The sequence below is a fragment of the Halalkalicoccus sp. CGA53 genome, from assembly GCF_036429475.1.
GTDB classification, from domain to species: domain Archaea; phylum Halobacteriota; class Halobacteria; order Halobacteriales; family Halalkalicoccaceae; genus Natronorarus; species Natronorarus salvus.
In genome coordinates, this window is record NZ_CP144125.1 from 1183237 (window position 1) to 1196501 (window position 13265).

The 13265-nt window shown below is 68.9% G+C and carries 11 protein-coding genes; 8 read left to right on the forward strand and 3 right to left on the reverse strand.

Annotated features, from left to right (window positions below; genetic code table 11):
- Positions 1–12: 12 nt before the first annotated feature.
- The 4 genes from proS to V2L32_RS07495 are packed head-to-tail and all read left to right on the forward strand — an operon-like array spanning position 13 to position 3415.
- Entirely contained in the window at positions 13–1467 is a 1455-nt protein-coding gene (proS, locus tag V2L32_RS07480) for a proline--tRNA ligase (RefSeq protein WP_331235856.1), read from the forward strand.
- Between the two features lie 51 nt (positions 1468–1518).
- Positions 1519–2247, forward strand: a complete 729-nt coding sequence (locus V2L32_RS07485) for an SCO family protein (protein WP_331235857.1) — start codon at positions 1519–1521, stop codon at positions 2245–2247.
- Positions 2244–2762, forward strand: a complete 519-nt coding sequence (locus V2L32_RS07490) for a TlpA family protein disulfide reductase (RefSeq protein WP_331235858.1) — start codon at positions 2244–2246, stop codon at positions 2760–2762. Before V2L32_RS07485 ends, V2L32_RS07490 begins: the two co-directional genes overlap by 4 nt.
- Complete coding sequence (locus V2L32_RS07495; protein ID WP_331235859.1) at positions 2759–3415, forward strand: cytochrome c biogenesis CcdA family protein; 657 nt, start codon at positions 2759–2761, stop codon at positions 3413–3415. The genes V2L32_RS07490 and V2L32_RS07495 overlap by 4 nt, the downstream gene beginning before the upstream one ends.
- Here the strand turns inward: V2L32_RS07495 and V2L32_RS07500 are convergent.
- Positions 3412–4533, reverse strand: coding sequence for a DUF7350 domain-containing protein (locus V2L32_RS07500; RefSeq protein WP_331235860.1), 1122 nt, complete (start codon positions 4531–4533; stop codon positions 3412–3414). The genes V2L32_RS07495 and V2L32_RS07500 overlap by 4 nt on opposite strands.
- 131 nt (positions 4534–4664) lie before the next feature.
- Between V2L32_RS07500 and V2L32_RS07505 the strand changes: the two genes are divergently transcribed.
- The gene (locus tag V2L32_RS07505; protein ID WP_331235861.1) at positions 4665–4910 is read left to right on the forward strand and encodes a hypothetical protein; all 246 of its coding nucleotides are present in this window, start codon (positions 4665–4667) and stop codon (positions 4908–4910) included.
- Between the two features lie 73 nt (positions 4911–4983).
- On the opposite strand, the gene V2L32_RS07510 is transcribed toward V2L32_RS07505, so the two are convergent.
- Both V2L32_RS07510 and V2L32_RS07515 read right to left on the reverse strand, forming a co-directional pair.
- Positions 4984–6381: a hypothetical protein gene (locus V2L32_RS07510; protein WP_331235862.1), complete on the reverse strand. Its 1398-nt coding sequence runs from the start codon at positions 6379–6381 to the stop codon at positions 4984–4986.
- Positions 6382–6912 carry a winged helix-turn-helix transcriptional regulator gene (locus V2L32_RS07515; RefSeq protein WP_331235863.1) on the reverse strand — a complete coding sequence of 177 codons (531 nt, stop codon included), beginning with the start codon at positions 6910–6912 and terminating at the stop codon, positions 6382–6384. It lies immediately after the preceding gene.
- Positions 6913–7012: 100 nt separating this feature from the next.
- Here V2L32_RS07515 and V2L32_RS07520 point away from each other — a divergent pair, with 100 nt between their 5' ends.
- From V2L32_RS07520 to V2L32_RS07530, 3 genes are all read left to right on the forward strand, one after another.
- The gene (locus V2L32_RS07520; protein WP_331235864.1) at positions 7013–7342 is read left to right on the forward strand and encodes a DUF7471 family protein; all 330 of its coding nucleotides are present in this window, start codon (positions 7013–7015) and stop codon (positions 7340–7342) included.
- A gap of 203 nt (positions 7343–7545) precedes the next feature.
- The gene (gene gltB / locus V2L32_RS07525) at positions 7546–12087 is read left to right on the forward strand and encodes a glutamate synthase large subunit (protein ID WP_331235865.1); all 4542 of its coding nucleotides are present in this window, start codon (positions 7546–7548) and stop codon (positions 12085–12087) included.
- A gap of 216 nt (positions 12088–12303) precedes the next feature.
- The gene (locus V2L32_RS07530; RefSeq protein ID WP_331235866.1) at positions 12304–13104 is read left to right on the forward strand and encodes an alpha/beta fold hydrolase; all 801 of its coding nucleotides are present in this window, start codon (positions 12304–12306) and stop codon (positions 13102–13104) included.
- The last annotated feature ends 161 nt before the right edge of the window (positions 13105–13265 follow it).

Sequence of the window (13265 nt, forward strand, 5' to 3'; positions counted from 1 at the left end):
GCAGCGGATAGTATGAGCGAGACGGAGCAGGAACTCGGGATCACCGAGTCGAAGTCCCACAGCCCCGGCGAGTGGTACGCGGAGGTCGTCCGGAAGGCCCAGATCGCCGACTACGCCCCGATGGGCGGGTTCATCGTCACCCGCCCCCGGGGGTGGGCGCTCTGGGAGTCGATCCAGCGAACCCTCGACGGCTGGTTCAAGGAGACGGGCGTCACGAACGCCTACTTCCCGATCTTCATCCCCGAGAGCTATCTGGAGCGCGAAAAGGAGATCCTCGAGGGGTTCGACCCGGAGGTGGCGTGGGTGACCCACGGCGGCGAGACCGAACTCGAGGAGCGTCTCGCCGTTCGCCCGACGAGCGAGTCGATCATCGCCCCGTTCATGAGCCAGTGGGTCCGGAGCCACCGCGACCTCCCGATGCGACTCAACCAGTGGTGTTCGGTCGTTCGCTGGGAGGCGACGGAGACGAAGCCGTTCTTCCGGACGAAGGAGTTCTGCTGGCAGGAGGGCCACACCGCCCACCGGGACCGCGAGGGGGCATGGGAGGAGACGATGCTCCGGCTCGAGCAGTACGAGCGGGTCTTCGAGGAGCACCTCGCGATCCCGGTGCTGAAAGGTAGAAAGCCCGACCACGACAAGTTCCCCGGCGCGGACACGACGACGACGATCGAGGCGCTGATGCCCGACGGGAAGTCGGTCCAGAGCGCGACGAGTCACTACCTCGGGACGACGTTCGCGGAGGCGTTCGACCTCACGTACGTCGACGAGGCCGAGGAGGAGCAGGTCGCACACACCACCTCCTGGGGGCTCTCCTGGCGCGCACTCGGCGCGCTCATCATGACACACTCGGACGACCAAGGGCTCGTCCTCCCGCCCACCATCGCCCCCCAGCAGGTCGTGATCGTGCCGATCTGGCAGGAGGAGAACCGGGAGGAGGTACTCGACTACGGGGAAGGGGTCGCCGACGAGCTCTCGGAGGCGGGTATCAGAGTCGAGTTCGACGACCGCGACGAGCGCAACCCCGGGTTCAAGTTCAACGAGTGGGAACTCTACGGCGTCCCGCTCAGGATCGAGATCGGCCCGAACGAGGTCAGGGATCGAGAGCTGACGCTCGTCCACCGACCCGACGGCGAGCGATGTGTCGAGGGCCGGACGGGGATCGCGGAGACGGTCTCCGAACACTTCGAGACGATCTACGCGAAGCTCTACGCCGCGGCCGAGGAGAACTTGGAGGAGAACGTCCGGGAGGCGTACTCGCGCGAGGAGATCCTCGGGACGCTCGGCCAGCACGGTGGCTACGTGAAGGCGCCGTGGTGCGGCGAGGAGGAGGCCGCCGCGGAGATCAAGGAGACGATCGGGGCGGATATCGTGATGATCCCGTTGGAGGACGAGGAGCCGATCGCAGCGGAGTGTGCGCTCAGCGGGAAGCCCGCCGAGACGACGGCGTACTTCGCGAAGTCCTACTGATTCGACGCGCGAACCAACGCGGCTTTTTCCACACGCTCCTTTGCCTCGTCCATGGACAGACGTGCGTACCTCGCGGCCGTCGTGGCGGCGGGTACGCTCCCGGTCGCCGGCTGTCTCGGCGACGACTCGCCGACGGTGCTCGCCCGACCCGAGAGCCAGAGCGTCGACAGCGAGGACTACCCGTTCCCCGCCCACGGCGAGGAACTCCCCGAGGTCACGCTGCCCTCTCCCCTGCACGACCGCGAGGTGCGCACGACCGAGTTCGTCGGCGAGCGCGAGACGCTCCTGACGTTCGTCTTCACCCGTTGTCCGGGGCCGTGTCCCGCGCTCACTACGACGCTCGCACAGGTGCAGGTCCGCGCCGCCGACGAGGGCTACGCGGAGGAAGTCGCACTGCTCCCGACCACGTTCGATCCGGAGTACGACGTCGCCGAGCGGCTTCGGGCGTTCAGCGAGGCGAACGGGGCGAGCGTTGAGGAGGAGAACTGGCAGTTCCTCCGGCCCGAATCGCCCGATCGTGCCGAAGCGGTGATCACGGACAGCTTCGGCGTGCCGTTCGAGGAGGTCCCGCTCGAGGAGACCGAGGGTGCTCACGGCGAGCACGACGACGCTGATCGGGACGACCACGCAGACGACGGAGAGGGGACCACGTTCGTCCACGCGAACCTTCTGGTGCTGGTTAACCGCGACGGCTACGTCGAACGGGCGTACGACGGGCCGCCGCCGACACCCACGGACGTCCTCGACGACCTCCACGAGGTCCGGGAGGGGATGCGGTGAGACGGCGTGACCTGCTCGCCGGCGCCGCCGGCCTCGGCGTTCTCGGCGCCGGGGGGACGGCCGCGTTCGGCGCGTTCGGTACCAGCGGGGAGGTCGTCGAACCGGCGACGGTCGAGACGCTCGATGCGCCGGGCAGCCGGGCGGATGTGCTCGCGATCCCGACCCCCGGCGAGGTGACGGTCGTCGAGTTCTTCGCCACCTGGTGTGGCACCTGCGAGTCGATGATGCCCACGCTCGCCGAGGTCACCGAGCGAGCCGGGGAGGTGCGGTTCGTCTCGGTGACCAACGAGCCGATCGGGGCGAGCACGACGCGAGGGGACATCGTCGCGTGGTGGGTCGAGAACGACGGCCGCTGGCCGGTCGGCCTCGACACCGACCTCGAACTCACCCGGGCGTTCGGCGTGAGCGTCACGCCGACGACCGTGATCCTCGACGCCGAGAACAGGATCTCGCGGCTCGAAACCGGGCGAAAGCGAGCCGACGAGATCCTCGCCTGGATCGACGACGCCCGATGACCGAACTGTACGGTACGCTCGTTCTCGCCGTCGGCGCGGGCCTCGCCACCTTCTTCTCGCCGTGTGCGTACGCGCTCCTTCCCGGGTACGTCGGCTACTACGTCGCCACCACGGGCGGTCGTTCGCCGCCGCTCTCCGGTGTCCTCACGCGGGGTGTCTGCGCCGCCGCGGGCGTCCTCGCCGTCTTCGTCGCGCTCGGGCTCGTCGCCACGGTGATCGGGGCCGCGATCGTCCCGTACCTCGCCGTGCTCGAACTCGCTGTCGGCGCGGTGTTGGTCGTCTTCGGGCTCCTGGTCCTCCTCGACCTCGGCCCGCGACCCCGGGTCTCCCTCCCGCGACGCCGATCGTCGGTCGCGGGCTTCGGGCTCTTCGGGGCGCTCTACGCGCTCGCCGCCGCGGGCTGTGTCGCCCCGCTCTTCCTCGCGGTCGTCGTCCGATCGCTCGCCCTTCCGGTCGGGGAGACGGCCGCGGTCATGGGCGTCTACGCCGGCTCGTTCGCGCTCTGTATGCTCGCGGCGACGACGGTCGTCGCGACCGGCCACGGCCTGGGTGCCGAGCGGGTCGCCGGCTACGTCGACCGGGCGATCCGACTCTCGGGGGTCGTGCTCGTCTTCGCGGGGATCGGGCAGCTCTGGGTCGCGACCGGCCTCTAGACCTCGAACTCGACGTCACCCATCTCGAGGAAGGCGGTCTCGTAGCCGTCGTGACGCGAGACCTGGGGCGGGGCGTCGACCGAGACGGTGACCGCGTCGTCCGGCTCAAGCTCCCCGACCTCGCGTCCGTAGTGGTGGCCGAACTCGGGATCGATCGCCTCCGAGAGCGCCTCCTCGACGACCGTCTCGTCGTCGCGCTCGACGGCGACCGAGAGCGCCATCAGCGGGATCACGTAGCCGTTGTACGGCGTCCGGACCGAGACCGCGAGGTACTCGCCGTCGAGGACGGCGTCGAAGCGGGCGTCGCCGCTCTCCGTCTCGCCGAGGTGTTTGCCCGGCATCCCCTCCACGTCGGGGAGAAACGACAGCGGGAGGTCGCCGTGGCCGTGATCCCCGTGGTCCCCAGGTTCGCGGTGATCGTCGTGTCCGTGGTCCCCGTGATCACCGTGACCGTCGCCTGGCCCGCCCATCGGATCCAGCTCGCCGTGTTCGCCCCGACGCGCCTCCTCGATCAGTTCGAAGTCGAGGCCGTAGACGTCGTCGGCGTCGAAGGTGAAGGGGATCTCGAGGCTCTCGCCCCCCTCGAAGCGCCCCTCGAACGCCCCGCGGCGCTCGACGGCGAGCGAGCCGAGCCTAATTCGGGCGGTGTACTCGCCGTCGTCCGGGAGGGAGGCGTTGTCGCCGTAGTGAAAGCCCATTCGCTGGGAGAGCATCGGCCAGAGGAACCACTCCCCCACTCGCTGCCCTCCGGCGTCCTCGACGACGAGTTCGGCCTCCGTGGGCAGCACCGTCTCGGTCTCCCGGTCCCAGACGCTCACCATCAGGTGGAGCATGTCCTCCTCCCCGATGTCGACCATCTCGGCGTCCCTCCCCGTCACGGTCCAGAACCGGTGCGGGAAGGTGTAGCTGAGGGCGACGACGACCTCCTCGCCCTCGGCGACGCCGTAGACGCCCATCTCCTCGATCGAGGCGGGGATGTAGACCGCGTCGGGTCGACCCTCGACGATCGGCGGCTCCTGCCAGGCGGACCGTCGCTCGAAGCCGAGCGTCTCCAGGCAGCCGGCCAGCCCGAGAGCGAACCCGCCCGCACCGGCGGTGAGGAGGTCGCGGCGGCGCATGCGTGGGGTTGGTGCGGCGCGAGTTTACCGGTTCTGGTTCGATCCCCGGTTACGATCCGACGAGGTGGGTGTGATGATCCAGGTCCTCGAACGGCGTTCCCGTCCGGCTGCTCACCACTAGTGAACCAGCGATGTACCTCGAGTTCCGTGACGCAAGCGGCGTCTGGGGGACCGTACGACAGGACCGCTCGATCGAGTACGACGGGATTGCGGACGACGAAGTGTACCACCTCGTCGCGACGGCGTGTGAGACGCGCGTCGATACCCCGTACCCGCCGCCGGAGGTCGACTTCGAGCGGCTGATGCTCGACCTCTACGGGCTGTCGACGATCGTCTCCGTCGAGAAGGTAGACCGCGGCCCGAATCCACTGCCGTAAGCTCGGTGTCCGGCTTCGGCGTTCTCCGTCCCGGGTGAAGCCGGCGACCGAGGGGCCGACCGGTCGCGACCCGTCACCCGACGAAGGCGGGCTCGACCGACGGCAACGAGAGCAGCCAGAGGGAGACCGTCGTGTACAGGATCATCACGAGCACGAACGGGAACTGACTGCGGATCGCCTGGAGCCGGCCCGGGAAGACGGCAAAGGAGGCGGCGTGGGCGGCCCAGACCGCCAGCACGTGGCCCGCGAGGACGAACGCGACGTCGAGACCGCCCATCCAGCCGGGCAGGCCGAGCTGGATCGGGGGGAGCGGCGGCGAGAGCGGCGTCGCGAGCACCGCTGCGAGCGACGGCGAGAGCGAGAGGAAGAACGTGAAGTAGTGCGCGAGGTGGTAGCCGGCGGCGATGGCGAGCAGCGGCGGGGCGAACCGGACCGAGAGGTAGCGCGCGGAAAGGTAGCTGTCGGCGGTCCGTCGTGCCCACTCGGTCGCGAGCCAGTATGCTCCGACGAAGGCGCCGAAGCCACCGAGCAACAGCAGGAGGTAGACGGCTCCGGGAGGGATGCCGAGGCCAGCGAACCACGAAACGGTCGCGACCCCCGGCGGGGTGGTGACGAACCCGCTGTAGGTGAGCTCCCAGACGAGCGCGAGGACGAACGCGACGCCGCCGGTCCCGGTGACGACGTCGGTGTCCCGCAGGCGTGCACCGGGGAGGACGAACCTGAACCCACGATCCGCCCGCTGGATCGGCGCGACGGCGCCGAACAGCCGGAAGAGCACCGCGAGCGGGTCGGCGTAGTGAAACCAGTCGTCGGGGCCGAAGACGAGGCCACCGGCGACGGTGTAGAGCGTGTAACAGACGACGACGGCCGCGAGCGTCGACGGCTCCTCGATCACGGGGAAGACGATCTCGACCCAGATGAGCGCGAGCAACCCCCCGACCGCGGGCCAGGCCCCGAGACGCTCCGGATAGGGGACGAAGCCGTTCGGGAGCACGCGGGCGATCCGTCGGAACGGGTCGAGCGCGTCGTAGGGGTTCACGAGGAGGTACGAGAGCATCACCAGCCCCGCTCGCCCGCCGACGAAGACGACGAGCACGCCGAAGTTCGCGTTGCCGAGCTGTGGCCCGGTGATGGCGAGGGCGACGACGCCGACGAGCAGCGCGACCCCGAGGGTGCCGGCGGCGAGGTCGAGGGGTCGGGGGACCCGAAGCGGGAGCGACCGGTGCCAGTCGTGGAGCGTGTCGACGAACGCGCGGTCGGTGACGAGCGTCGCGAGGAGCCCGGAGGCACCGATCACCGCACCGCCGGTCGCGAGGAAGAGCCACGTCGGCACGTCGAGGTCGCCGCCGTCGTCCTGGAGGCCGGTCGCGACGTTGCTCGCCGCCGCCTGATCGGCCGCGAGGACGACCAGCACGAGGGTCGAGAGGAGCCCGACGGTCACCCCGACCGGGAGGCGACGCTCCGCCCGCATTCAGTCCCGAGCGCCTCCGCTCTCCTCGAGCAGTGCGTCGACCAGCCGTATGAAGCGGTCGACCAGCCTGTCGGGGAAGCTCGGCGAGGTCCGTCTGAGCAGGCGTGCGGTCCGCTCGGGGTGGGTGAGGCGGAGTAGCACTTGGCCTCGTTCGTCGGTTCGTTTCTCGACGAGGTCCTGCTCGGCGAGGTGGTCGAGGTGCCACTCGAGCGTGCTCCGCGCGACGCCGAGGGCGTCCGCGACGCGCTCGGGGCGAGCTGACTCACGTTCGAGCAGGACGAACATCGCCTCGCGGGCGGTCTCGCGCCGGAAGAGCGCGAGCGCGCCGCGCTCCCAAGCGTCGTACTCCGGCGAGTAGTAGTGGCTCCGGCCGTAGAGCCGCTCGACGGTCACCTCGTCCTCTCGGAGCAGCCGACGGAGGTGGTACTGGAGCTGCCCCGGGGCGAAGCCCGTCTCGCGGACGAGCGCGTTGAAGTGGATCCCCGGTCGCTCCCCGACGTGCGCGCGGATCCGCTCTCGTGTGTCGGTCATGGGCGGTCGCGTTGGCCGACGTACGCGGTCTGTGGTACAAGAGGAACCCGACTTCGTCCCGATGAGAAAGAGATAGGCATCGACCCAACGAACCCCGTCCATGACCGCGGCGCTCGTCTCCGGTCCGCCGGCGACGCTCCACTCGCCGGCCCTGCTCTCGGTGCTCGGGCTGGCGGCGCTCGGGACGACCGCGGTTTTCGTCCTCGGCCTCGTCGCGTACCGGCGCCGCCCGACCCGACCCTACCTGCTCGTCACCCTCGCCCTGGGCATGCTCGTCGCCCGGACGGTCGTCGGTCTCGCGACCGTCTTCGGCTACGTCTCGATGCCCGCCCACCACGTCGTCGAACACGGCCTCGACTTCCTGATCGCCGTCTCCGTCCTGTGCGCGGTCTACACCGCCGGGAGCGCGGAGACGTCGCCGTCCGAGTGATACCGTCGGCTGTATCTCTGCGAAGGGTCTCGGTACCACGGGAGTTCGATACCCGTGAACGACGTACCGCCGGCAGTATGGAACCCCCGACCGCCCCTATCCTTTACGATCGTTCGTCAGTGACACTAGGAACATAATATGACATAAACACACCCTTATACCTTGAGGGGCAGCCTGAAATAGACGCCCGTCCAGTTACCGTCATGGCTAGGCATTCTCTAGGGAGACCCACCGCTCGCCGGGCGGGGCTGGCAGACCCCGACGACGAGCGGTCGAACTGCGGCGTCGGCGTGGTGATGGATCTCGACGGCGAGACCACCCACGAGACCGTCGCCGACGGGCTCGAACTCCTCGTGAACCTCGAACACCGCGGGACGACCGGTGCCGAGGAGAACACCGGCGACGGCGCGGGCATCTCGCTCCAGCGCCCGGACCGCTTCTTCGAGGCGGTCCTCGACTCCGCTCTCCCCGAAACGTACGCCGTCGGATCGCTCTTTTTCCCCCGCGACGAGGACACGCACGACCCGCTCGAAGAGCTGATCGAGGAGACGCTCTCCGAACACGGACTCTCGGTCGTCGCATGGCGCGACGTCCCCACCGACAACTCGACGATCGGCGAGACGGCGCTCGCCTCCGAACCGTACCCGGTCCAGTGTTTCGTCGAACCCGATACGGAGAGCGAAGGGGTCGATACGTTCGACCGCGCGCTCTACGTCGGGCGCAGGGCGGTCGAGGAGCGGGTCTCAGAGGCGGTCGGGGCGGGACGCGAGGACTGGGAGCGCTTTTACGTCTGTTCGCTCGACCGGCAGATCGTCGTCTACAAGGGCCTGCTCAAGGGCGAACAGCTCCCCGTCTACTACCCCGACCTGACCGACGAACGCGTCGAGTCGACGTTCGTGATGGTCCACGAGCGCTTCTCGACGAACACGCTCGGCGCGTGGCACCTCGCACACCCCTACAGGAAGATCGTCCACAACGGCGAGATCAACACGATCCAGGGCAACGTCAACTGGATGCGCGCCCGGGAGAACGACCTGGACCACCCGGAGCTGGACGCCGGAGCGATCACGCCGGTGATCGGCGACCCGACCCAGAGCGACACCGCCTGCGTGGACAACGCGCTCGAACTCCTGTTGCAGGGCGGACGCGACCTCCCGCACGCGCTGCGGATGCTCATTCCGGAGGCGTGGCGCGACCCGGAGAACGGCGTGAGCCCCGAGCGCCAGTCCTGGTACGACTTCCACGCCTCGCTCGTCGAGCCGTGGGACGGCCCCGCGCTCGTCTGTGCGACCGACGGGGAGCGCGTCGGCGCGGTGCTCGACAGGAACGGCTTCCGTCCCTGCCGGTACGACGTCACCACCGACAACACGCTGATCATGGCGAGCGAGGTCGGCGCGCTCGAACGTCACCCCGCCGAAATCAGAGAGCGCGGTCGGCTCCAGCCCGGACAGCTCTTCCTCGCCGATCCCGGCGAAGGACGGGTCGTCCCCGACGACGAGGTGTTCGCCGAGCTCACCGACGATCGGTACGCCGAGTGGGTCGACGCCGAGCAGGTACGGCTCGCGAACGCCGCGGAGGCCGACCTCACGCTCGCCCCGCTCTCGGAGGACCTGCGCTCGTTACAGGCGGCGTTCGGCTACACGCACGACGAGCTCGACAACCTCGTCGAACCGATGGCGAGGAAGGGGAAGGATCCGATCGGCTCGATGGGCGACGACACGCCGCTGTCGGTGCTTTCGGACTACAACCGCCCGCTGTTCTCCTACTTCAAACAGCTGTTCGCGCAGGTGACGAACCCGCCGCTCGACTACATCCGGGAGAAGCTAGTCACGAGCCTGGAGACCCGCCTCGGCAACCAGCGCAACCTGCTCGCCGAGTCGCCCGAACACGCCCGCCAGCTCGTCTGTCCCTCGCCGATCCTCTCGGACGCCCAGACCGCGGCGATCAAGGGCCTCGATCGAGAGGGGCTCTCGGCCCGGGTCCTGGACACGACCTACGGCGACGACGAGGACCTGCAGACCGCCGTCGAACGGCTGCGAGCGGAGGCGAGCGAGGCGATCGAGTCCGGGACCGAGATCGTCGTCCTCTCGGATCGGGAGACGAGCGCCGACCGCGTGGCGATTCCGAGCCTGCTCGCGACGGGGGCGGTGCACCACCACCTCGTCCGTTCGGGGCTCAGGAACCGCGCCGGCCTCGTCGTCGAGTCCGGGGATCCCCGGACCGTCCACCAGGTCGCGACGCTGATCGGCTACGGCGCGGGCGCGGTCAACCCGTATCTCGCCTACCGGTCGATCGCTGATCTGGTCGCAGGCCCCGACGGCGCGAACGAGGCAGAGACCATCGAGTCATACGTCGGCGCGCTGGAGGACGGTCTGCTGAAGGTGATGTCGAAGATGGGCATCTCCACGGTCGCGAGCTACCAGGGCGCACAGATCTTCGAGGCAGTCGGACTCGATTCGAAGTTCGTCGCCGAGTACTTCGAGGGGACCGAGGCGCGAACGGAGGGGATCGGGATCGCGGAGATCGAGGAGGACCTGCTGACCCGGCACGCCGTCGGCTTCGGCGAGGACCCCGAGATGGACCGCTACGGCGAGTTCGAGTTCCGTTCGGGGGGGATCCACCACCAGTGGAACCCGAAGACGGTCGGCGCGCTCCAGCAGGCCGCCCGCTCCGGGGACTACGACCGGTACAAGGAGTTCGCCGAGCTGGTGAACGACCAGAGCGAGACGCTCCAGACGCTGCGCGGGCTGCTCGAGTTCGACTCCGAGGGCAGGGAGTCGATCCCGATCGAGGCGGTCGAGCCGGCCGAGGAGATCGCGACACGCTTCTCGACGGCGGCGATGAGCCTCGGATCGCTGAGCCCGGAGGCCCACGAGAACAACTCGATCGCGATGAACCGGATCGGGGGGAAGTCGAACTCCGGCGAGGGTGGCGAGCCACCCGAGCGCTTCGGCACCGAGCGCGAGTGCAACGTGAAGCAGGTCGCCTCGGGTCGCTTCGGTGTGACGAGTCACTACCTCGCGTCGGCCGACGAGCTCCAGATCAAGATGGCCCAGGGCTCGAAACCCGGTGAGGGCGGCCAGCTCCCCGGCCACAAGGTGAACGAGATGATCGCTTCTGTCAGGTATTCGACCCCCGGCGTCGAACTCATCTCGCCGCCGCCGCTGCACGATATCTACTCGATCGAGGACCTCAAAGAACTGATCCACGACCTGAAGGCCGCGAACCCCGAGGCGGCGATCAACGTCAAACTCGTGAGCGAGGCCGGCATCGGCACGATCGCCGCGGGGGTCGCGAAGGCGAACGCCGACACGGTCCACATCTCCGGCGACTCGGGGGGAACCGGCGCGAGCCCACGGACCTCGATCAAGCACGCGGGCCTCCCGTGGGAGCTCGGCCTCGCCGAGGCGAACCAGATGCTCCATCGGACGGGCCTGCGCTCGCGGATCCGAGTGAGCACCGACGGCGGGCTCAAGACCGGCCGCGACGTCGCGGTCGCCGCGCTCCTCGGCGCCGAGGAGTACATCTTCGGGACGGCCTCGCTGGTCACCTCCGGCTGCGTGATGGCACGGCAGTGTCACAACAACACCTGTCCGGTCGGCGTCGCGACCCAGCGCGAGGAGCTGCGCGAACGTTTTCCCGGCGAGCCCGACCACGTCATCAACTACATGCTGTTCATCGCCGAGGAGCTGCGCGAGATCATGGCAGAGCTCGGGTTCAGCAGTGTCGAAGAGATGGTCGGCCACGTCGAGTGTCTCCGCCAGCGCGAGGACGTCACCCACCCGAAGGCGCGCAAGGTCGACCTCTCGACGGTGCTCTACGATCCGCGGAACGGAGACGACTCGACGAAGACGCGCGAACAGACCCACGAGATCGACCGACAGCTGGACTGGGAGCTGCTCGACGTCGTGAGAGAGACGATCGACGGGGGCGAGCCGGTCTCGGTCGAGACGGAGATCAGCAACACGGACCGCGCGGTCGGCGCGCTCCTCTCGAACCGCGTCTCGCGCGCTCACGAGAGCGACGGGCTCCCCGAGGACTCGATCGACGTCTCGCTGTCTGGCACCGCCGGCCAGAGCTTCGGGGCGTTTCTCGCCCCCGGCGTCTCGATGCACCTCACCGGCGTCGCGAACGACTACGTCGGCAAGGGGCTCTCGGGGGGGAAGATCGTCGTCGAGACGCCCGAAGACGCCGCCTACGAGGCCGCCGAGAACGTCCTCGTGGGGAACGTCGCGCTCTACGGCGCGACCGGGGGCGAACTCTACGTCAACGGTCAGGCCGGCGAGCGCTTCGGCGTCCGGAACTCGGGGGTGAAGGCGGTCGTCGAGGGCGTCGGCGACCACGGCTGTGAGTACATGACCGGCGGCGTCGTCGCCGTCCTCGGCGGAACCGGGAAGAACTTCGCCGCGGGCATGAGCGGGGGCGTCGCCTACGTCCACGACCCCGACGGCGACCTGCGAGAGCGGATCAACGACGGGATGGTGAGCCTCACCGACCTCGGCGAGCGCGACGAGCGGATGCTCCGACGGCTGGTCGAGAACCACGCGAGCTACACCGGGAGCGAACGGGCGGCCGAGTGCCTGGCGAACTGGGAGGAGCACGTCGAGGAGTTCGTCACCGTGATGCCCGACCCATACGACCGGGCGCTCGCCGACGGCGCGGCGGACGTCCGGGACACCCCGCCCGCAGCCGCGGCCGCGACCGGCGAGACCGACGCGAACGCCGTCGTGTCGAGCGACGACTGATACGGGCTACTGTACCTGCGTACCGCCCAGATCGGTACCCAACTCCCGGTCCGAGCGGTACGGACGGACGGCAGTTCGTATGAGGACGATCGGCGTTCCCCCTCGTACACCTCCGTCGAGCGTCGAACCGGCGAACGGAGGCTCCGAGATTCGTTCCGTACCCCTCGGGAATCCGCCACGGAGAGCTATGGTCGAGTGGGACGTACCGTCCCTGCTATGCCGTACGTCAGGTGCAACGGGGCCGACCTCTACTACGAGGAGCGGGGATCGGGACGGCCGATCGTCTTCCTCCACGGGGTGATGGCGGGACTCAGGCTCTTCGATCGACAGGTGTCCGACTTCTCGGTGGAGTACCGCGTGGTGGCGCTCGACTTCCGGGGTCACGGCCGATCGGAGAAGACGGAACTCGGTCACACGATCGCGCAGTACGCCCGCGACCTCGCCGCGTTCCTCGATCGTCTTGACCTCGACGACGCCGTCGTCGTCGGCTGGTCGATGGGGGCGCTCGTCTCCTGGGAGTACGTCGATCGGTTCGGGACGGACCGGATCCGGGCGCTGGTCGACGTGGACATGGAGGCCTCTCGGTTCCAGTGGGCGGACTACGATCACGGGATTACCGATCTGGACGGGATCAGGGAGACGCTCGCGCTCGCCCAGCGAGACCGGTGGAGCCTCGCCGAGCGCGTCACGGAGCAGGTGTTCGAGGAACCGCCCGGCGCCGAGGTGGAACGCTCGGTGTTCGACGAGATCTCGCGGACACCGGCACCGGTGAAGAGTGCGATCCTCTTCGACGCGCTCACGGTCGACTACCGGGACGTCCTCCCCGGGATAGACGTCCCGATGCTCGTCTGTGCCGGCGCGGACGAGAAACGGGGGACCGTCGCGGCCGCGAGACACGTCGCGGACCTCGTCCCGGACGCGACGTTCGAACTGTTCGAGGAGAGCGGCCACTGTCCGTTCCTCGAAGAGCCGGAGCGGTTCGACCGGGTCCTGCGTCGGTTCGTCGACGCGCTGTGATCGGGTGGGCGGCTCCGATCCGGCTCCGATCATCGGGACTGTCGGTTCGCCACGGTCCGGTTCGCGGGTCCGAACGGGGAGCTCCGACCGTCGATCTCCGTCGTTACCGTCGGCCTCGACGCGACGAGGTGCTCGTCGGTCCGAGTGTGACGGGCTTATCT

What these genes read in the sequence shown, in the direction of transcription:
- V2L32_RS07515 (WP_331235863.1), bottom strand. Translation starts at nt 6,912, where the DNA reads ATGACCGACACACGAGAGCGGATCCGCGCGCACGTCGGGGAGCGACCG.
- V2L32_RS07505 (WP_331235861.1), top strand. Translation starts at nt 4,665, where the DNA reads ATGTACCTCGAGTTCCGTGACGCAAGCGGCGTCTGGGGGACCGTACGA.
- V2L32_RS07530 (WP_331235866.1), top strand. Translation starts at nt 12,304, where the DNA reads ATGCCGTACGTCAGGTGCAACGGGGCCGACCTCTACTACGAGGAGCGG.
- V2L32_RS07500 (WP_331235860.1), bottom strand. Translation starts at nt 4,533, where the DNA reads ATGCGCCGCCGCGACCTCCTCACCGCCGGTGCGGGCGGGTTCGCTCTC.
- gltB (WP_331235865.1), top strand. Translation starts at nt 7,546, where the DNA reads ATGGCTAGGCATTCTCTAGGGAGACCCACCGCTCGCCGGGCGGGGCTG.
- V2L32_RS07495 (WP_331235859.1), top strand. Translation starts at nt 2,759, where the DNA reads ATGACCGAACTGTACGGTACGCTCGTTCTCGCCGTCGGCGCGGGCCTC.
- proS (WP_331235856.1), top strand. Translation starts at nt 13, where the DNA reads ATGAGCGAGACGGAGCAGGAACTCGGGATCACCGAGTCGAAGTCCCAC.
- V2L32_RS07510 (WP_331235862.1), bottom strand. Translation starts at nt 6,381, where the DNA reads ATGCGGGCGGAGCGTCGCCTCCCGGTCGGGGTGACCGTCGGGCTCCTC.
- V2L32_RS07520 (WP_331235864.1), top strand. Translation starts at nt 7,013, where the DNA reads ATGACCGCGGCGCTCGTCTCCGGTCCGCCGGCGACGCTCCACTCGCCG.
- V2L32_RS07485 (WP_331235857.1), top strand. Translation starts at nt 1,519, where the DNA reads ATGGACAGACGTGCGTACCTCGCGGCCGTCGTGGCGGCGGGTACGCTC.